The organism is Bacillus sp. F2HM (genome assembly GCF_019266135.1).
Taxonomy (GTDB): Bacteria; Bacillota; Bacilli; order Bacillales; family Bacillaceae; genus Bacillus; species Bacillus safensis.
This window is the reverse complement of record NZ_LRMO01000026.1, coordinates 45,507-65,441: the sequence shown is the minus strand read 5'-3', so window position 1 is coordinate 65,441 and position 19,935 is coordinate 45,507. Positions and strand designations below refer to the sequence as shown.

Below are 19,935 nucleotides of genomic sequence, written 5' to 3'. Positions count from 1 at the left end.
TGAATAAAACAATTTTATGTATTTGAGATTTAACTGCTTCTTTATATTAGATAAGAGTCCTTTACCAATCCCTTTCCCCCTTTGATTACGGCTGATATATAGATAAATCAGCAACCCCCACTTTCACTTAGGGATGAAAAAGACCAAAAGAGTTTAATCTTTTGGTCTTTAATACGCGTCTCATTAAATGATAAAACAGCTGTTTATTGATAAATCCTATGGAATATTAAGTTATCTTTCTCTTATCTTATTTTTTGTTTGGGTTATGCTGCATATAAACAACATGAGTTTGTAAAAATTCTTCTAAACCGTGTTTACCATCTGCTCCGCTAATTCCAGATTCTTACGACCCGCGTGGAATCCCTGAATGGCTTCAAAGTTTTCACGGTTAATGTATGTTTCACCGAATAGTAACTCATTTGCAGCACGCATCGCTGTATCTAAATTCTGTGTAAAGATAGATGATGTTAGTCCGTATTGGCAATCATTCGCAGGACTGCAGCTGGTTTTGGTGCTCAAGCATTTTATGGTCTTTGGTCAAGTGAGTTATTTCATACAAAATACCGTGCAAAGGCACAAGGATTCCTTTTTTGTACAGCGCGTGTAGCCGTCGGCCTTATATCACTTGTAATTCCAACGATGATTTCTACATTTATGATTGGGTTCCTAGTAATTGCTGCAATTATTGGATTAGTAATGGCACCAGAAACAAGAAGAAAGTCATTAAAAGAAATTGAAAAGGAACGATACAGCGCTTAAGAGAATATACTAAAATAAGAAAATAGCCAAGCTTTCTTTGAGAAGCTTGGCTATTTTTTTCTGCTCTCCCCTGCTTTAATTAAACCAACAACTTTTATCTTTTTCTCCAACCATCCTCAGACAATTAAATAAAAAGCTTTTAAAGGTCCATGCACACCCACGACCAAATTCATTTCGATATCTGCAGAATTGCTTGGTCCCGAAATAAAGTGAATACAAGAAGCAACAGCTTCTCCCTTTTCCACACGTTGGTTTAGGTCAAAGACAGCCTGTGTAATACGTGCCACAATCGTTTCACGCGGGATAATTGTGACATAGACAGTTGGCAAAAAGTGAAGTGCTCGCCCTTGTCCCTCATGAGTTTTTACAACAATTGTTCCTGACTCCGCAAGTGCATAGTCACTGAATGTAATACCAAAATTGGCTTTTTCGGCGAGGGAATGATTCGCTTCACGTCTTTTTTTTGAATCCCATACATTTACCTCTATATTTTCTGCCGGCCATTCTTTTTCAAGTAAATCTGTTAAGCCATATTCTTTAAAACGTGAGTCCTGGGCTATCATCACAGGCCCCCCGCCATGTTCAGAAACAATTTTCTTTAAAGATTCAGCTAAGTGATCTTTTGTTGTTTCAAAAACAGTAGTATGAATTTTGCTGCAGTGCTCTGTGAATGCAGCGATTAACTCTTTTTCTGTATAACCTTTCATTACATCCCAGTTTACGTTATTCTTCCATTCTGGTCGTACAACACCACTTATTCGTCTTTCACGTCCCAGTTGTTTAGCCACATGATTTAAAAAAACTTCCTGATTTTGAGCTGTTCCTCTCATTATTTTCCCCCACCTTTTTTATGATCATCAAACCAGTCTCGAAAACGTTCTTTACTTGGTGCTGGAAATTCTCGAATTTCAGTCCAATTTTTTAATGGGCCAATTCCTTTGGAGACGCGATCTCCAGATACAATGGGCATCATAGCTGTAGGTGCCATTTTTGTACCTAGTTTGTATAGAGCAGCAGATGATGCTCCCATTCCAAACATTTTCATCGCGAGTTTCTCAGCAAGAGGAGCACGTCCTTCTTTTTCAACAATTACTTGACGATGTTTTAAAAGTAGTTCGTGTAGCGGAATTTTAACTGGACAAGCATCAGTACATGCTGCACAAAGAGTTGATGCATATGGCAGTTCTTTATAATCGTCATATCCACCTAATAGTGGACTTAATACTGCACCAATTGGCCCCGGATAGATAGAGCCATAAGAATGTCCTCCGACATGACGATATACTGGACATACATTAATACATGCTGCGCAGCGGATGCATTGTAATACTTGCTGGAACTCAGACCCTAAGATTTCAGAACGGCCGTTATCAACAACAACAAGGTGAAAGTCTTCTGGACCATCTGCCTCTTCTTCATATTTAGGCCCTACTGTCGTAATGTAACTAGTTAGTTTTTGCCCTACTGCACTTCTGCAAAGCAATCCAACGAGTACATCCAGCTCCTCCATTGTTGGTACAAGACGTTCCATTCCCATTACAGCAATTTGTGTTTTAGGAATGGCCGTTACAAGGTCTGCATTTCCTTCATTGGTCACTAAACAAATTGACCCTGTATTTGCAACGGCAAAGTTACAACCGGTGACACCGATTTCTGCTTCAAGAAATTTTTCGCGCAGGATTTTACGAACAAATTTTGTCATCTCGTAAGGATCCTCCGACTTTCCATAACCCAGCTTTTCTTGAAATACATCACGAATTTGTTCTTTTTTCATATGAAGAGCTGGCGCTACGATGTGGGAAGGTGGTTCATGATCATCAACTTGCAAAATGTATTCGCCTAGGTCACTTTCTACTACTTCACAACCTATGTCTTCTAAAGTTTTATTCATTTCGATTTCTTCGGTTACCATTGATTTGGATTTAACGACTTTCTTGGCTTGTTTTTTTTCTGCAACTTCCTTAATGTATTGAGCAGCGTCCTCTTTTGTTTTCGCAAAAAAGACATGTCCCCCACGTTTTGTAACATTTTCACTTAATTGCATTAAGTAATAATCTAAGTTCTCCAGCGTGTGTTGACGGATTTGCTCGCCTAAATCGCGCCATTCTTCCCAGTTCCCAAGCTCTTCACTAGCTGCCAAACGACGTGTATACAGGCGTTCTTGAGCTGTAGACACAGCTTCACGCATTGTAGAATCTTGGATTCCTTTATCAATACGTTCATTAAATTTTTTATCACTAATTTTCATGCTCATGCCTTGTTCCCCCCCTTGAATTAACGGCTATTTAATACCTCTGCAATATGCAGTACTCGCGCTGCTTTTCCTAAACGTTCTATTCGTCCTCCAATATTCATCAAACATCCACAATCTGCACTAATTAAATAGTCCGCACCTGTCTGCTCAACACTTTCTACTTTTTCGTCTACCATTTGTTCAGATATTGGCATCATTTTCACAGAAAAAGTTCCACCAAATCCACAGCAATTTTGGGCGTTAGGAAGGTGCTCAACTTCTAATCCTTTTACATTAGAAAGCAGCGTAAAAGGTGCTTCCTTTACACCTAACAAACGTGTCATATGACAAGATGTATGATAGGTCGCTTTCCCTTTTAAACGTGCCCCTACATCTGTAACTTTTAAAACCTCTACAATAAATTGAGTTAGTTCATACGTTTTCTCAGCAAGACGTCTAGCTCGCTCCTCCCATTGAACATCTCCTTTGAATATATGTGGATATTCGTGGAACATCGTTGCACAAGAACCAGAGGGAGTCACTACATACTCTACATCTTCAAACGTTTGAATCATATTTTTTGCTGCTTGCTTGGCTTCGGCAACATAGCCACTATTATAGGCGGGCTGACCACAACATACTTGTGATGTAGGAAATGATACTTCACAACCAAGACGTTCAAGTATCTCAACTGTTGCCTTACCGACATGCGGCTGGAAAGTATCAATTAAACATGTAATAAATAAGCTCACTTTCATTTTCGAACCTCCTCTTAACTAATATTTAGATTTACCTGGTCGGCTGATGACTGAAAAGTAAAAGCAGGTCCCTCTCTGTTTTGTATGTGAGATTGAATAGGCCCCTTCTCATTGTCGCATTTCAATTAACCCCATAGCACATATATACTAGAAAATAACCTATTAATCCTTGTAATATAAACAGGGGAATTGATCTATTAGACCCTCCCCCTGACTGAATCTCTTTGTAAATTTACTAGTTAGCTCTTCATGATTTTTTAGGCTAAAACAGAGTTTCTTTTTGTTAATACATCTTGCTCATATTGTTTCACTTCTTCCAGCCATGTTTCTTTTACAGGCACGTCCATTTTTTCACAATAGTAATCCCAGATTGCACCAAAAGGATACGTTTTGAATTCCTCTATTAATGCTAATCTTTCTGTAAAGTTTCCATCTACCTGTAACTGTTTTAAATGTTCATTTGGTATTAACATTGCATATAGTAAATATTTAATCATGTTTCTTGTTCCAATTGTCCATGCTGCAACTCGGTTAATACTTGCATCAAAGAAATCAAGGCCAATCATCACTTTATCCAATGCTTGATTTCGAACAATTTCGAGACCAATTTCACGTAACTCATCATCCAGCGTCACAACATGATCACTGTCCCAGCGAACAGGACGAGAAACATGAAGGGCAAGCTTGTCACTGTAAAGCAGCATAGAGGAAATTTTGTTTGATACAGTTTCAGTCGGCCGGATGATTTTGTTTGATTGAATAAAGTTGATAAATCGTATTAAATTTTTGAAATTGAATTCCTGTCTCTAGATACAGACGTTCCTTCATGAATGTTTTAAAAACCTCATCCATCATCCCGTCTGTTCTCGAATCGCGATAGGCGACAAAATCTGTTAAAGGTTTGTTCCATTCATCTAGTAAAACAAAGTCTACTGCCCATGTATCAATACCGATACTTTCTGGAGATAACCCCATTTCACTACATTGATGAATTCCCTTTTTATTTCTTCAAATAATCGATCATGCTCCCAGCAAAACTGTCCATTTTTATAACCATTTTATTCTCGAAACGGTGGATTTCTTTTAGATTTAAAAGTCCATCTTTAAGATGACCCGCTATTAATCTTCCACTAGAAGCACCAATATCAACCGCTAAACAACATTTCTTCATTTTAATGACCCTTTTATAAAAGCGTTTGCTTACGTATTTATAATAAGCCAGCTAAAAGGAGAAAATAATGTCTAAAATTAATTATTTATTGTCCTTATTTGCAATTGTTTAAAATAAAAAAGAACTCTTAGCAGCATCTTATTTTTTTGCTAAATGTTCTCTAAATAGCTTTGGTGTCTGATGATATTTGTTTTTAAAAATCCGATAGAAATAACTTACATTATCATATCCAACTTGATCTATAACAGAGGCAATTGGCATATCTGTACTTTCAAGTAACTCTTTCGCTTTATTTAAACGTTTTTCTTGAAGTAATTCTTTAAATGTATAGTTGGTAGCCTTTTTAATCTCTTTACTTAAAGCATAATCGGGCTGTCTTAATTTTGAGGCTAATTCATTCAGTGATGCACTCTGGAAATGTTCATCAATATACTTTAATGATTCAACAATTAAATAATGTTGTATAGGATAGTCTTCTGTATGTTCGGCCTTATCAGCGTGTTTAATTAACTCCACAATTAAAAGACCCATATACAATTTAATGGTGGATTCAGACATAAAAGCAGGAGACATAATTTCAATCATCATTTTTTTTATTAATTCTTGAATGCTTTCTACTTCTGAAACTTTAAAGTAAAGGAATTGTCCATTTTGAGTACTGTTATATAAACTATTAATTAAGAAGTTACTAATTCTATTTTCAGTCGTTAAAAACGAAAAGATAAAATCGAAAAAATTAGGTAAAATGATAAAATTAATAATAATGTCTTCTTCTGCACAAGCTTGAGTTTCATGCTCAATATGCTGGTTTAAAAATAACAGCTCCCCTTGTTGCAAATTTATTCTTTGATTCCCTATTTTTTGGTTATACTCTCCATTGTAAACATAATTAATCTCAATGTAGTCGTGTTTATGTTTAGGAAAATCCACAAAGCGTGTATGTTTTCGAACCGTAATCATACTCTCTTTATTGAGAAATTTTTGACTTTCTATAATAAAATTAGACTGATTGGTATAAATGTCATTATTTATCTCTCTTCTGTTTTGTAGAATCAGTTCCTCTTCATCTGTTATCTTTAATAATTGATTTAGAAGATCATGTTGCATAGGTTTCTCCTTTGTTTATAATCTTACTTCATTGTTTATTAGACTTCTTCACCCAAAGCCCACATACCTTTTTTCTTTTATAGAGTCTAACTCCTTGCTTATTAAAAAAAGACTACTTGAAGTAGTCTCCGTCTCAGCTTGTAGACTTTATCTACAAGCTGAAAGGAAGGACATTTCGTCCTTCCTTTCTTTTACCTGTTTGAGGTTATGTTTTTGCACCATCAATATATAGCTTATTCGGTAAATTATCAATGAACTTTAACGGTCTTATAATCCTTACTTTAAATATGCAAACCTTGTTTAATCGATTTTAAAGTGATCTCATTCGACCATTCAGGACGGTCTGGATAAGCAAAAACCGCATTTGTGACAATTCCATCAAATTTCATTTCTCTTAATTTACGATACAAAGCGTCGAAGTTAATTTCCCCTTCCCCAGGGTTTAAGTGTTGATGAATGGTTACATTTGCATCAGGTGGATTTATGATATAGCGCAATCCAAAAGCTGCTTTATGATTGAGGGTATCCGCAATTAATACGTGAGCAAGAAGATCTCCAGCTTCCTCTAAATGTTTTGCGACATCACCGATCCCATCATCATAGAAAAAAGCATGGGGAACAGAATAGACTAGCTTAATCCAGTCTTTATCTAATGCTCTAATCATACGAATGGCTTCAGTGTTTAGTTCGATAAAATCATTAGGATGAGATTGGATGTTTAACTTGATGCCCTCTTGTTCAAATATAGGCATCAGCTCATCCATCGATTTCAAAAAAGCTGCTTCACTTTCAACAGGTCTGCTTTTATCACCACTGAACTCACTATTCATTAGATCCACTTCTAATTCTGAAGTAATCTCAATGCATCTTTTCCAATTCTTCACTGCTGCTTGTCGTTCTTGTTCATTTGGTGAAGACCATTGCTGGACAGGTAAAACAGAGGATATTTTCACCCCCGCATCTTTGCAGAACTTTTTTAAATCTTTGATCAGTTGTTTGTTCACCTTTGGATACTCATAAAACCAAATGAAGTCTTTACGAGGAGATAGCTCCACATATTCATAACCTAGTCGTGCTACTGTATCAATGGTGTCTTTTAGATTTGTATTGTCTCGATAATGTGATGGATCATAAACCAATCGCAATGATAAAACTCCTTTCTATGATATGAATTTAAATATAGTCAACCCAAACAGCGCCATTATTTGCTGAGCGCACGCAATTTTCTACCCATCTTACTCCCTCTACGCCCGCTCGGATATGTGGAAACCATATTTCGCTTGTACCTTTAATACCTAGTCGTGTATTATCCATCGCTTTTGCGAATCTTGCATATAAATTTGACCAAGCTTCGAATAACCCTTCAGGATGTCCACCACCAATACGATCCTCTTCTAAGGCTAGTGGGTGCAGGTAAGGCATACCTCTTTCTAATATTTGTGCCGGTTCTCCTTGAATTTCGTATCGAAGCTGGTTAGGTTGTTCACTCCACCATTCAATGCTCGCTTTGGAGCCTACAATTCTAATCTTTTGACCGTGCATAGATCCTGCATTTATCGCTGAAGACCATACCGTTCCAACCGCTCCATTGTCATATTTCATGATTGTATAGGCATTATCTTCTAAAGGAGCACGCTCTTTGATAAAGCTTTGCCTTGTACACATTAACTTTTCTATTTTTAAGTTTGGTAACATAATTTCAGATAAAAACAGCGGGTGGGTACCTAAGTCTCCTAAAACATAACTTGGTCCAACCATTTTAGGATCTACACGCCATTTTGTGCTAGCGTTCTTCTTTTCTACTGCCTCTGAGTGAAACCCGTGTGCAAATTGCATATTGACAAGACGGATGTCTCCTAATTTCCCTTCCTCAATCAGCTGTCTTCCTTGTTCAATCATTTGATGGCCGGAATAACCATATGTGATGCCAACAATTTTATTCTTCTCTTCTGCTAACTTTAATAGCTCTTCGGCTTCTTGTGTTGTAAAACAAAGAGGTTTTTCACAAATCACATGAAGATCCGAAAGTAGTGCAGCTTTACAAATTTCATAATGCGTACCATTTGGTGTGGCAATCGAGACAGCCTCAATACCGTCACTTCTTTTTTGTTCTTCTTCAAACATTGTCTGATAATCTGAGTAACATCGTGAGGGGTCGATATGTAGGTTGATTCCAAAGGATTGTCCTCTTTCTGGATCAATATCAAATGCCCCTGCAATCAACTGAAAGTTCCCATCTCGTAAAGCGGAAGATCTATGAATATACCCAATTTGGCTCCCGCGTCCTCCGCCGACCATCGCCCAACGAATGGGACGCTCGATTATTTTTTCACCATTAATCATTTAACGATTCCTCGCTTTCAATTCGTTTGCAAAACCAAGTTTGTTCAGAAAATCTACACTTTGTTTGACATCTTCTAAGCTTGTATCAGCATCTCGCGGGTCACGTTCTTGTTCAAACGTCACGTATCCTGCATAGTTTAGTTCTGTTAATAGATGCCGAATTTTATGATAGTCTATGACTCCTTGACCGATTGGGCACATGACTCCTTTAGCACATGCTTCAAAAAATTGTGTGCGCTCTTTCATGACTTGGTGATACGTGTCTAAATGAATATCTTTAAAATGCAAGTAGTCTAATCTGTTCGCACATCGTTCGATCCATTCGATAGGGTCCATTTTTGAATAGTATAGATGACCAGTGTCTAAACACAGACCTGCTGTTTCATGAGGAATTTCATGTAACAACCTATTGATTTCATCTTCAAACTCAATGTAACCACCTGCATGAGGATGAATCACAGCCCGGACTCCGTAGTTATTCCATGCATGTTCTGCAATCTTTTTAATATGCTGGATCATCTGTTTCCATTTCTGTTCTGATAAACGAGGAGCCTCTTCCGGCCTTCCTGCATGTTTATTCCTCTCTTCGTGCCCCCAGTCGATGACAACTAAATAAGGGGCTTGATACTGATGATGTTTTAATGCAGGGGCTGCGGGTAATTTGGTTATAAAAGAGCAGATATCGTCCACTTGTTTTATGAGATTTTCAATATTTTCTTGATCTACTAAATTGTCAAAAATAGTACCTGCTATAATCGTTAAATCCAATTCTGTTAAAACCTTTGTGACTTTTGGTATGTCAAAAGGGATATATCCATAAGGTCCTAGTTCAATTCCATGGCAACCAGCTTGTGAGGCTTCATTTAAGACTCTTTCCCATGGAGGAAGGTATGGATTTTTCGGATCATCAACACCCCAGCAGCAAGGGGCACCTGCAATTTGAATAGACATAGACATTTCTCCTCGCTTTATGGTGTTTTATCTAACACATTCATTTGTATTGCTGTCTTCTTTTTGTTTTGTTCTAACTCCTCATGAGTTTTCAAAAATGTTGTTAAATATCCGCTAAATAAATATAAGGCTGCAAAGATGAGAATGACGCCACTTGTTCCTAACGGCTCTATAAAGAGGCTGACAATGAATGGTGCGACAAACACGCTTAAACCAGATCCTAGATTGTGTACAGACATTGCGGCTCCTCTGTCTTTTGCTGGAGCCATAGAAGGGATTAGCGCCGTAATAGGTACATAGCCCGCTAAAAAAAATCCAAATAAACATGAGATCAATATCATTCCGATTAAACTGTGACCAATTATCATCGGGGCTATATAGATGGCGATGGTCGATAGAGCACAGCCTACACATCCAAACCAAATGATCGTTTTTCTCCATCCGATGCGATCTCCAATAAAACCAAATAATAAGTTTGATAAAATATTCACAACGAAAATGGATGACCAAATTTGTAACCATTCTTCAGTTGAGTAACCGTATTTTATGAGATAACTAGGTAAAAATATGGCAAATCCATATTGACCTAATGTTCCGATTATTTTGACTATTGCACCTACCGCTAACCTTGGACGCTCAAACATATAAAATATTCCGCTTAATAGCTCCTTGATAGAAGATTGATCTTTTGTATTTTGTTTCACTTCATCTTTTGTTAGCACAAGTGCGATAATGGCTCCTATCAAAACAAAGAAGATACCTGTGTATAATACATAAATATGACCTATAATAGGTATCGCTATAGAGGAATAAAATGGCCCTGCAACATTTAATCCGCATGTAAATACGAACCAAAACCATCCTACGGCTCGTGCCAATATTTTTTGCTCTGCCCGATACGTGATCCAAACGATAAATGAATAAGCAAACAGCGGGTAGCCTACACCTCTTAACACATATGTAACGAGCATAACAGGGTAGTTCAAGTTGGAAACACCTAGAGCGATAAAAGGAATAGAAGATATCGTAAACATGATAAATCCAGCCCACATCACTCTTCTTATTCCCCAAATTTGAGCTAAGACCCCTGATACCCAAGCAGCTATTCCGACAGCTAAACCATATGCCGCAAATAATTGAGCAGACTGTGTGACGGATAGTCCCCTTTCAACTAAATAAGGTGACAGCCAACCTTGTTCCAATCCATCTCCAATCATGAAAAGTATCATGCCAAGATATCCCCATCTTAGCGAGTATGGAATACCTATTTTAGTGAAAAAAAGCTTATTTTTTTCACTCATTTTCTTCCCTCCTTCACAAAAGAAAGCGCATACAATATGTTTGTGTATTTATTATAAATCTCAAAAACATTTTGTTCCTTCAAATTATTGTTTAAATGTATTGGAGTTTCGTCATATTTATCGTTATTTTCATCAAAAACCTTCACGATCTTGTGTTAAAAATAGTCTAGTTTCATTTAAACACCCCGCCATAATTGACGATATTTTTTAGGAGATATGCCAATCAGTTTTGTAAATAAAGATGTGAAATAGTTTGGATTATCATACCCGGTCATACCGGCTATTTGTGTAACGGTAAAATTCGTGTTGATTAGCAGCGATTGAGACTCACCAATCCGTCGACGAATGATATACTGAATTGGTGAGAATCCAGTGTGTTTCTTAAATAAATGGGCAATATAATAAGGGCTAGCATTCATTTCTTTTGCTATAGAAGAAAGTGTGATATTTTCAGCATAATGAAGATCAATATATGATTTGATTTTTAAGAATAGAGAGCAGCAGACTTCTTCTGTCATAAGCGGTTGTTCTTTAGGGATGGTTAACAGCAATGAGATAAGAGCGGATAGTAAATAACTACATGTTTCTTGGTGACCAGGTTGATTTGTTTTGACCTGGAAAAGGATCATCTCTAATAAAGTTTCTATTTGATGAGCTTGATCCCCGCAGTTCCATACACACGACATTGATTCAGGTACTAAGTGATTCTCTGGTAAGCCTGGGCACTTAACATTTTTCATTCCTACGCAGTAAACACTCATTCTAGATGTTTGATCCATGTACTCGTCATGCAAAACATGACTATTATATATTAAGATATCTCCTTCTTTGACATCATATATGTTATTGCCAATCAAGTGCCTTCCTTTACCTTTTTTGATAAAAACAATCTCTAACATTTGCTTATGCATATGCATTGTTCGCGGTAAATTAGTGTGCTCTTCATTGGCATGACAAACATAAACGAGTTCTGGTAATGTTTGATCTAAACACTTGGAGGAAGTAGCTTGTTGATGTACTAAATATTGTCCCATGGATTCATCTCCCCTATATGATTTGTGATTATACCTACAAGAAAACTTTATATTTTGCCAATGCTGTCATGATAAATATTATGTTTCATCGCTTTGCTTTTCCATCTCGCAGCAAGTAATGTAGCAATTCCACCTAGCAAGGCAGCAAAGTAAAAACCTGCACTAAGCCCAAACCAAGAGTTGAAAATTCCTGCGATAAAGGGTCCTCCAAAAATTCCTATTGCATAGATCGCTTGATATGCACCAACAACCGTTGATTTCATGTGATCAGAAGCTGACTGGTAACACATACCTAATAATAGAGGGAAAATAAAACCTAATGATAGCCCCATCATCGCTTGTATGATGTAAAAAATAGCTGGCTGAGTGGTGATAGGCATTGTAAAAATACACATTGTGGCAAACATAAATGAGCCGATTAAAACCATCCATTGTTTTCTTATCGAAGAAGCGATTTTACCTATTATTAAAGGTGCGATTGCATGTGGAATCATAAAAGAGAAAGTGGTCAATCCTAACTGGCTTTTAGGAATACCAATACTTAATGCATAAGCTGATGTAAACCCAAACGTTGTAATAAAAATCATAGCGTGTGCCAAAATGGATAAAAACGATAGTTGAAGAAGCGTTTGTTTCTTCAAAGTGAATAAGAGCGATTTCAATTCTATTTGACTACGACTCCTAGAATGTTTTGGTTCAGATATAAACAGCAGTAAAACAAATGCAAGGATACAGAGCAAACTACCAAGAAAATATGGTGCATGCCACCCCCATTGACTTACTAAATACCCACTCAGTCCCATTCCAAGAAGTTGTGCAAATACGACAATAAATGAAATGAGATTCATTGCTTGATTAGATTCATGTTCATGGTAATAACTTGCATACATCACAGTAAACACGACCCAGGTTGCGGCCGCTAATCCAGCGAAGCAGCGGGCAATTAAAGCAAAAACCAAATCTTCTGTTAAGAAAAATATGAGGCAGCTGATCGTGCTGGCTAAAATTCCGAGCAGAATAAAAGGTTTTCTTATTTTCATATAATCCGCTAATATCCCTAATGGGAGTCTGCATAAAAGCTGCAGGAATCCATAGCTGCTTAATATGAGACCGATTAAGAGATAGTCACCCCCTAATGTCTCCAAATAGGGGGATAAAACGGGCACATATAGAAATTGTGAAAACCAAAAAATGAATGAAATAATGGAGAATATCACTTTATTTTTCATGATTCATTTCCAACTTGTGATCAATGCATCGTTTAAATCAATAACGTGCAGTAACCATTTTTTTCCTTGTGTAAAATTCAACCCCATCTGTACCATTTGCATGAAGGTCTCCATAAAATGATTCCTTCCAACCAGAGAATGGGAAGAATGCCATTGGAGCTGGAACCCCAACATTAATTCCAAGCATACCTGCTTCAATTTGATCTCTAAATGTGCGAACACTTGCGGCGCTATCAGTATATAGACAAGCTCCATTTGCAAATTTTGAGGCATTTGCAAGCTCTATTGCTTCATTCAGTGATTTTACTCGCACAATGGATAAAACGGGTGCAAAGATTTCATCCTGCCAAATTTTCATTTCTTGTGTAACATGATCGAAAATCGTTGGGCCAATAAAATATCCTTCATCATTCGTAATGTCGTCTTTTCGTCCATCTCGAATCATATGTGCCCCTTCATTTATTCCTTGCTCGATATATTGAAGTGTACGTTCTTTATGTCCTTCACGAATAACAGGCCCTAAAAAAACATTGTCATCCATACCGTTTCCAATCACGATTTTGTTCGATTCTTCAACTAATTTTCCAATGAATTGATCAGCAATTTCCTCTTGCACCGCAACAACAGCTGCTGCCATACATCTCTCTCCAGCAGAACCAAAAGCTGCTCCAATAATTTGTTTAATAGCACCATCTAAATCCGCATCATCTAATACGATGGAATGGTTTTTTGCGCCGGCAAGAGCCTGCACCCTTTTTCCATGCTCTGTTCCTTTTTTGTACACATATTCTGCTACTGGCTGTGAACCAACAAATGAAATTGCTTTGACCTGTTTGTGCTCAATTAGTCCATTTACTACATCATGAGCACCGTTTACAATGTTGAGCACCCCTTTTGGTAACCCTGCTTCAGCAAATAGTTCTGCAAGTCTTGCTGCTAGAAGAGGTGTTCTCTCTGATGGCTTTAAGACGAATGTATTTCCGCAAGCAATCGCCAATGGAAACATCCAGCAAGGAACCATCATCGGAAAGTTAAAAGGCGTAATACCACCAATAACACCGATTGGATATCGATACATTCCAGATTCAATGCCTGTTGCTATGTCAGGAAGCTGTTTCCCCATCATTAATGTCGGTGCACCCGCTGCAAATTCCACACACTCAATCCCCCGTTGAACTTCACCACGAGCTTCAGTTAAGCTTTTTCCATTTTCTAAAGTTACTAGTTCAGCGAGTTCATCCCAATTTTCCACGAGCAGCTGCTGATATTTAAAAAGAACACGGGCTCGTCTAGGTACAGCTGTTTTTGACCATGTTTGAAATGCTTCATTCGCAGCTTGAACTGCGCGTTCAACATCCTCTTTTGTAGATAATGGAACTTCAGCAATCACTTTACCAGTTGCAGGATTGAAAACAGATTCTGTTTGACTGCTTACGGATTCAAGCCATTCTCCACCAATATAATTCTTCACTGTTCTTATTGTTGTTTTTGTCATCATGTTCTCCCCTTTTTAAAGTAGAATTTCTTCTGCTGTTTTCATGAATGATTCAATTTCTGAAACAGATGGCATAGCCTCTGAGGAGCTGTGCTTAGAGATGACAATGGAAGCAGATGCACTTCCAAAACGCATCGCTTCTTGTAATGTCATATCATTTAGTAATCCATAGATAAGTGCTGAAGCATAGGAATCTCCAGCTCCGAATGTTTTGAGTACTTTCGTTTTAAAAATGCCGCTTTGATGAGAAAGACCGTCTTGAGTATAAGCAATTGATCCTGAACCGCCGTGTTTAATAATGACAATTTTCGCGTGATGGTCCAACCATTTTTTAGATGTTTTAGCGTCATTAGATGGTCCGTCGGAGGTCAATTTTTCCATCATATCAAACTCTTCTCTTGTACCGATGAGTAAATCGGATTTCTCGGCTGCTAGATTGTAGTAAATCGCTGTTTCTGCTTCTGAATTCCACGTATACGGTCGATAATCTAAATCAAAGATGACGTTGACTTGATGTTTCCTAGCATAATCAAGGGCGACGAAAACGGCTTCTCTTGATGGACTTTTTGCAAGGGCTGTTCCTGAAATGAGTAAAGATTTAGCATTTTTAATGTAATTTTCCGAAACATCGCTTACTTCTAATTTCAGATCGGCCACGTTGTCACGGTACATTAAAATACTACAGTCTTCAGGACTTTTAATTTCTGTGAAGGCAAGCCCTGTCATAGCTCCGGTCTGGTCAATCGATATTCCCTCTGTATCGACATGATTTTGTTTGAGGTATTTTGTAGCAAAACGTCCCATTTGATCATTGGCTACTTTTCCAATGAACCCTGTCTTCATACCAAGCCTTGACAGACCAATCGCAATATTTGCAGGAGAGCCGCCGACATATTTTGTGAATGTGAGGGTCTCTTCCATTGGACGATCAATTTCATTTGCATTTAAATCAATACACAATCTCCCGAGCGCAATGACATCTAATTTTCTATCTTTTTTAAAAGTCAAATAAGACATGGTCATTTCCCCCTGCTTTCCGATAATTTGTGCTCCATTACCCATTCATGCTCTTTGCTGTTTTGAAATTTCCAAGTGCGGACTGGTCCAGCCATTACGTTTAAGTAATAACTTTCATAACCAGGAGGCGCAGCAACAGGATGATAACCTTTTGGTACAAGAACGGCTTCTTCATTTTGAACAGACATTATTTCATTTAAAGATAAATCATCTGTATACACTCTTTGGAGAATAAAACCATGCTTTGGATTGACTTTATGATAATATGTTTCTTCTAAATAAGATTCATAAGGTAAATTGTTTTCGTCGTGTTTATGAGGCGGATAACTTGACCAGTTTCCCTCAGGTGTAAATACTTCCACTACTAGTAAGTGATCTGCAGGAGCTTGTTCTGGTAAAATATTATGAACCTGTCTAGAGATGTTGTCTGCTCCCCTCTGTTCAACACCAACTTGAGCTGGAGTAATCAGGCGAGCTGGAAAAGTTCCTTTACCCGGTGAAGAACAGATCGCAATTTCAACATCAGTGAGAGCGTCAATCGTGAATTGATCATTATTTGGCACATAAATGGAATAAGGTGGTGTTTTTTCAAATACATCCATCCTTTGACCAACATGCTCCCATTTTTCTAACTTGGTTGAAATGTGAAGTTTCCCAGATAAAATCACAATACACACTTCTTGATCGTTGGTTTGCTTTTGAAGCGTTTCCCCTTGCGATAGCTTATACACTTCAAAACCAATGTATTTCCATCCTGCTGATTGCGGGGTGATACTTAATACCTTTCCATCTGAATCACGTTTATATGGTGGAACAATTAATTCAGGCATCTATTTTCCTCACCTTTCTGTTTTATTTAATATTTTCTTGCCTTTTCTAATTGTTTTTCTTTCAATTGATAGGCTTTTTTGACTGAATCTTGCTGAGTTACTTCTGAAATTCCTACATGCCACCAAGATCCATAGCCATCTGTCATGGTTTTTGGTAAAACTTTCACATCAATTAAAGTGCTAACCGTTTGTTTTTTTGCATCTTCAATGGCAGCCTTGAGTTGGTCCAAAGTATGTACTTCATACGTTTTTGCTCCGTATCCAGCGGCAGACTGAGCAAAATTGATTCTCAAGATATCCCCATCTAATTGCCCTGTTTGCTGATTGCGAGCTCGAAATTCAGTAGCAAAACTGTTAATTCCATGATCCATTTGTAAATTGTTAATACATCCAAAGCCAGAGTTATCAAAAAGGATAATGTTTATTTTCAATCCTTCTTGGAGACTTGTCACCAATTCACTATGAAGCATTAAATAGCTGCCATCTCCACTTAGGGCATATACCTCTTTCGTCGGTTCAGCTATTTTCACTCCCAGTGCAGAAGCAATTTCATATCCCATACATGAATAACCATATTCTAAATGATACGTATTTCTTTCTTTGGCCACCCACATTCTCTGTAGATCCCCTGGAAGACTGCCTGCTGCACAAGTAATAATAGAATCTTCCGCTATCCATTCATTGATATGTCCAAGTACAGTCGTTTGAGGTAATTCAGTATTGAGACTATTTTTATATTCTTCTATCTGCTGTTGATCAAAATGTCCTTTTATTTCTGGTACGAAATCTTCGCCTGTAAACTGGATGTCCTTTAAGCGAGCAAGTTCTTGATCCCATTCTTTTTTAGCCTGGTGGATCTCATCTGTAAATGCGGAACTGTATCCATCTAATGCTGTCATGAGTGCCTCTAATCCCGATTTTGCATCAGCAATAATTTTTGTGGCTTCTAATTTGGAAGCGTGGAATTCTGATAAATTGATCGTTAGAACATCTGTTTCGGGATAGAACAATTTAGATGAAGTCGTAAAATCCGTGAAGCGTGTGCCAACACCTATGATGAGATCGGCATTTTGGGCGATATCATTTGCCGCTTTATTTCCTGTAACACCAATCCCTCCAATGTTTAATGGATGGGTACTTTCAATTGCGCTTTTTCCTGCCTGTGTTTCACTAAATGGGATATGGAAAGTTTCTGCAAAATGACGGAAGGTCTCGGCTGCTTCGGAGTAACGCACACCTCCCCCTAAAATCAGAAGGGGTTTTTCTTTTGATCGAATAAGAGATGCGGCGGCCTCTATACTTCTATTCGATGGTTTCTGGCGGTCAATATAATGCACACGTTCTTTAAAGAAATGAAGTGGATAATCCCATGCTTCTCCCTGGACATCTTGAGGAAGACAAATGGTGACGGCTCCTGTATCTGATTGATCCGTTAAAACTCGCATGGCACTAATCATAGCTGACATTAACTGTTCGGGCCTTGAAATACGATCCCAATACTTACTAACTGAGCGAAAAGCATCGTTTGTGGAAAGCGTTAAATCATGAGTTTGTTCAATCTGTTGTAAGACTGGATCTGGTTGTCTAGTTGCAAAAACATCTCCAGTCAGAAGAAGAAGTGGAATTTGATTAGCTGTTGCTGTAGCAGCAGCAGTGACCATATTAGCTGAACCAGGACCTACCGAGGAAGAGCACGCGATAATTTGCCGGCGGTTGCTCTGTTTTGCAAACGCCGTAGCAGCATGTGCCATTCCTTGTTCATTTCTCCCTTGATACACTTTGAGGTCTCCAGGATCCTCCTGTAATGCTTGACCAATCCCTACGACATTTCCATGTCCGAATATAGTGAAAACGCCTTGAACAAAAGGTGTTTTTTTTCCGTCAAATTCAATAAATTGTGCATTTAGAAATTTGACTAATGCTTGACTCATCGTTAATCTGATAGATTTCATACATTACCACTCCTTATTGTGTCATTTTAGTTTACAAGATCATGTTTTCATCTAATCCGTAACAATTAATTTCACGTTGTTTGTTTGCATCCATGTTTGATACCTTTCACTTAATTGTTTATCGGTAATCACATAATTTACAGCATTTAATGTGCAATAGGTCACCATCGCTTGCTTATCAAACTTTGTATGATCGACTAAAAGAAAAACTTCTCCCCCTTTTTTGACAACTACTTCTTTCATGCTGCTTTCAACAGGAGAAGAGTTTGTCACACCATTTGTGATGGAGACACCAGTTGATGCCATGAATACTTGATCAAAATTATATTGGTCTATCACCCTAGAGATGGAATGGTCAGAAAAGGATTTCGTTTTTCTTTCTAAAAAACCACCTGTCGAAATGATCGTTAAATTATGGAAAGGCATTGCTTGGAAGATAAAGTCCATATTATTAGTGACAATCGTAAGCGTTTTTTGGTGGATGTAATGGATCATTTCCAGTGTAGTTGTTCCTGAGTCTATAAAAATAGTATCTCCGTCTTTCACCATACTTGCTGCCACTCTAGCAATCGACTGTTTTGCTGTTTGGTTTTTGATTTGTCTATCATCAAAAGATTCTAAGCGAGCGAGTTTAAAAGCAACACCGCCATAAACCTTATGAAAATGACCTTGTTCGACTAATTTTTGTACATCTCTTCGAATGGTATTTTTCGATACTTCGAACGTGGTCACTAAGTCATTAAGAGACACACATTGATGTTCTATGACGTATTGCTTTATTCTTTCAAGCCTTTTGTTTTTTAGCATGATTTTCTTCCTTTTTATAACTAAATTAACGTTGTCATTGGCTGTGTACTCTCTGCTGAGAGCCAAACTCCTTTATTTTTTCTTTTACAACGCTTTTAATCGCTTGCTGACCTGGCGTTAAGAGCGTTTGTGGATCATAAGTCTCTTTATTTTTCATGAATATGTCACGAGTAACAGCAGACCATGCTTGAGTACATTCTGTATTCACATTTATTTTTGCATGACCAAGTGCAATTGCTTTTTGGATAAGTGGTACAGGAATGCCTGATCCCCCATGAAGTACGAGTGGAATCCCAACCTTTTTGGATATGTACTCCATTTCTTTAAACCCTAATTTTGGCTCCCCTTGATATGGTCCATGGACTGATCCAAGTGCTGCTGCCAAAGCGTCTACATTTGTTTCTTCAACCAACTGAATACATTCAATCGGATCTGCGTAGTTCACATTTCCAATCAGTCCATCTTCCATTCCACCAACAGTACCGACTTCTGCTTCAACAGACACTCCTTTCGATTTGGCATACTCTACAACTTTTTTTGTCATTTCTATATTTTTTTCAATAGGAAGCCGTGAACCATCAAACATGACTGAGCTAAAGCCTGCATCAATAGCAGCTTTACACCTTTCAACACTCATTCCATGGTCTAAATGAAGAGCTACCGGAACTGTGACAGCCATGTCTTCGACTAATCCATTTACCATTCCTACAATCGTTCGAAACCCACCTAGAAATTCTATGAGTCTATCAGAAGCAGCTAAAATAATTGGTGATTTTTCTTCTTCAGCTGCCTGTAAGATGGCTTTTGCCCATTGAAGCCCATTGATGTTAAATTGGCCGACAGCATAGCCGGTATTTCTTGCCTCGAAGATCATAGTCTTCATTGGTATTAATTCGGAATGAATATACATTTTTCTTAATCTCCTTATCAATTTAAAATCAATGATTG

At 37.8% G+C, this 19,935-nt stretch carries 18 protein-coding genes and 3 pseudogenes; 1 reads left to right on the top strand and 20 read right to left on the bottom strand.

The features are described from left to right. Nucleotides 1–247 precede the first annotated feature (247 nt). Nucleotides 248–492 (bottom strand): annotated as a pseudogene (locus AWT60_RS16340) (aldehyde dehydrogenase family protein); the annotation flags it as partial. A 3-nt stretch (nucleotides 493–495) separates the two neighbouring features. Between AWT60_RS16340 and AWT60_RS16335 the strand changes: the two are divergent. Beyond that, a pseudogene (locus tag AWT60_RS16335) lies at nucleotides 496–759 on the top strand (MFS transporter); the annotation flags it as partial. Between the two features lie 116 nt (nucleotides 760–875). On the opposite strand, the gene AWT60_RS16330 reads toward AWT60_RS16335, so the two are convergent. From AWT60_RS16330 to fba, 19 genes and pseudogenes are all read right to left on the bottom strand, one after another. Next, nucleotides 876–1,589 carry a LutC/YkgG family protein gene (locus AWT60_RS16330; RefSeq protein WP_218677490.1) on the bottom strand — a complete coding sequence of 238 codons (714 nt, stop codon included), beginning with the start codon at nucleotides 1,587–1,589 and terminating at the stop codon, nucleotides 876–878. Then, on the bottom strand, nucleotides 1,589–3,013 hold the full coding sequence (locus AWT60_RS16325; RefSeq protein ID WP_218677489.1) for a LutB/LldF family L-lactate oxidation iron-sulfur protein: 1,425 nt from the start codon (nucleotides 3,011–3,013) through the stop codon (nucleotides 1,589–1,591). Before AWT60_RS16325 ends, AWT60_RS16330 begins: the two co-directional genes overlap by 1 nt. 20 nt (nucleotides 3,014–3,033) lie before the next feature. Further along, on the bottom strand, nucleotides 3,034–3,750 hold the full coding sequence (locus AWT60_RS16320) for a (Fe-S)-binding protein (protein WP_041085150.1): 717 nt from the start codon (nucleotides 3,748–3,750) through the stop codon (nucleotides 3,034–3,036). Between the two features lie 257 nt (nucleotides 3,751–4,007). After that, nucleotides 4,008–4,487, bottom strand: a pseudogene (locus tag AWT60_RS16315) (L-rhamnose isomerase); the annotation flags it as partial. Beyond that, the gene (locus AWT60_RS18670) at nucleotides 4,480–4,725 is read right to left on the bottom strand and encodes an FGGY family carbohydrate kinase (RefSeq protein ID WP_041085151.1); all 246 of its coding nucleotides are present in this window, start codon (nucleotides 4,723–4,725) and stop codon (nucleotides 4,480–4,482) included. The pseudogene AWT60_RS16315 and the gene AWT60_RS18670, both read right to left, overlap by 8 nt. Nucleotides 4,726–4,750: 25 nt before the next feature. Next, nucleotides 4,751–4,921, bottom strand: a complete 171-nt coding sequence (locus AWT60_RS18665; protein ID WP_306299203.1) for a hypothetical protein — start codon at nucleotides 4,919–4,921, stop codon at nucleotides 4,751–4,753. 138 nt (nucleotides 4,922–5,059) lie between these two features. Next, nucleotides 5,060–6,028, bottom strand: a complete 969-nt coding sequence (locus tag AWT60_RS16305) for an AraC family transcriptional regulator (RefSeq protein WP_218677488.1) — start codon at nucleotides 6,026–6,028, stop codon at nucleotides 5,060–5,062. A gap of 281 nt (nucleotides 6,029–6,309) precedes the next feature. Further along, entirely contained in the window at nucleotides 6,310–7,173 is an 864-nt protein-coding gene (locus tag AWT60_RS16300) for a sugar phosphate isomerase/epimerase family protein (protein WP_041085153.1), read from the bottom strand. 28 nt (nucleotides 7,174–7,201) lie between these two features. Beyond that, nucleotides 7,202–8,371 carry a Gfo/Idh/MocA family protein gene (locus tag AWT60_RS16295; RefSeq protein WP_073979981.1) on the bottom strand — a complete coding sequence of 390 codons (1,170 nt, stop codon included), beginning with the start codon at nucleotides 8,369–8,371 and terminating at the stop codon, nucleotides 7,202–7,204. Beyond that, a complete protein-coding gene (locus tag AWT60_RS16290; protein WP_218677487.1) occupies nucleotides 8,372–9,322 on the bottom strand; it encodes a sugar phosphate isomerase/epimerase family protein in 951 nt (316 codons plus the stop codon). 17 nt (nucleotides 9,323–9,339) lie between these two features. Then, nucleotides 9,340–10,623 carry an MFS transporter gene (locus tag AWT60_RS16285; protein ID WP_041085156.1) on the bottom strand — a complete coding sequence of 428 codons (1,284 nt, stop codon included), beginning with the start codon at nucleotides 10,621–10,623 and terminating at the stop codon, nucleotides 9,340–9,342. Nucleotides 10,624–10,799: 176 nt separating this feature from the next. After that, nucleotides 10,800–11,657, bottom strand: a complete 858-nt coding sequence (locus AWT60_RS16280; protein WP_041085157.1) for an AraC family transcriptional regulator — start codon at nucleotides 11,655–11,657, stop codon at nucleotides 10,800–10,802. 47 nt (nucleotides 11,658–11,704) lie between these two features. Beyond that, nucleotides 11,705–12,886: an MFS transporter gene (locus AWT60_RS16275; protein WP_041085158.1), complete on the bottom strand. Its 1,182-nt coding sequence runs from the start codon at nucleotides 12,884–12,886 to the stop codon at nucleotides 11,705–11,707. Nucleotides 12,887–12,923: 37 nt separating this feature from the next. After that, nucleotides 12,924–14,381: a CoA-acylating methylmalonate-semialdehyde dehydrogenase gene (locus tag AWT60_RS16270; RefSeq protein WP_073979977.1), complete on the bottom strand. Its 1,458-nt coding sequence runs from the start codon at nucleotides 14,379–14,381 to the stop codon at nucleotides 12,924–12,926. 15 nt (nucleotides 14,382–14,396) lie between these two features. Next, nucleotides 14,397–15,398: a 5-dehydro-2-deoxygluconokinase gene (gene iolC / locus AWT60_RS16265; protein WP_218677486.1), complete on the bottom strand. Its 1,002-nt coding sequence runs from the start codon at nucleotides 15,396–15,398 to the stop codon at nucleotides 14,397–14,399. 2 nt (nucleotides 15,399–15,400) lie between these two features. Continuing rightward, complete coding sequence (gene iolB, locus AWT60_RS16260; protein ID WP_041085161.1) at nucleotides 15,401–16,228, bottom strand: 5-deoxy-glucuronate isomerase; 828 nt, start codon at nucleotides 16,226–16,228, stop codon at nucleotides 15,401–15,403. A 26-nt stretch (nucleotides 16,229–16,254) separates the two neighbouring features. Further along, nucleotides 16,255–18,180: a 3D-(3,5/4)-trihydroxycyclohexane-1,2-dione acylhydrolase (decyclizing) gene (gene iolD / locus AWT60_RS16255; protein WP_041085162.1), complete on the bottom strand. Its 1,926-nt coding sequence runs from the start codon at nucleotides 18,178–18,180 to the stop codon at nucleotides 16,255–16,257. A gap of 51 nt (nucleotides 18,181–18,231) precedes the next feature. Continuing rightward, nucleotides 18,232–18,987 (bottom strand): DeoR/GlpR family DNA-binding transcription regulator, encoded by a 756-nt coding sequence (locus AWT60_RS16250; RefSeq protein ID WP_218677485.1) that lies wholly within the window; start codon nucleotides 18,985–18,987, stop codon nucleotides 18,232–18,234. Nucleotides 18,988–19,021: 34 nt separating this feature from the next. Next, on the bottom strand, nucleotides 19,022–19,897 hold the full coding sequence (gene fba / locus AWT60_RS16245; protein ID WP_087975347.1) for a class II fructose-1,6-bisphosphate aldolase: 876 nt from the start codon (nucleotides 19,895–19,897) through the stop codon (nucleotides 19,022–19,024). Nucleotides 19,898–19,935: the final 38 nt, after the last annotated feature.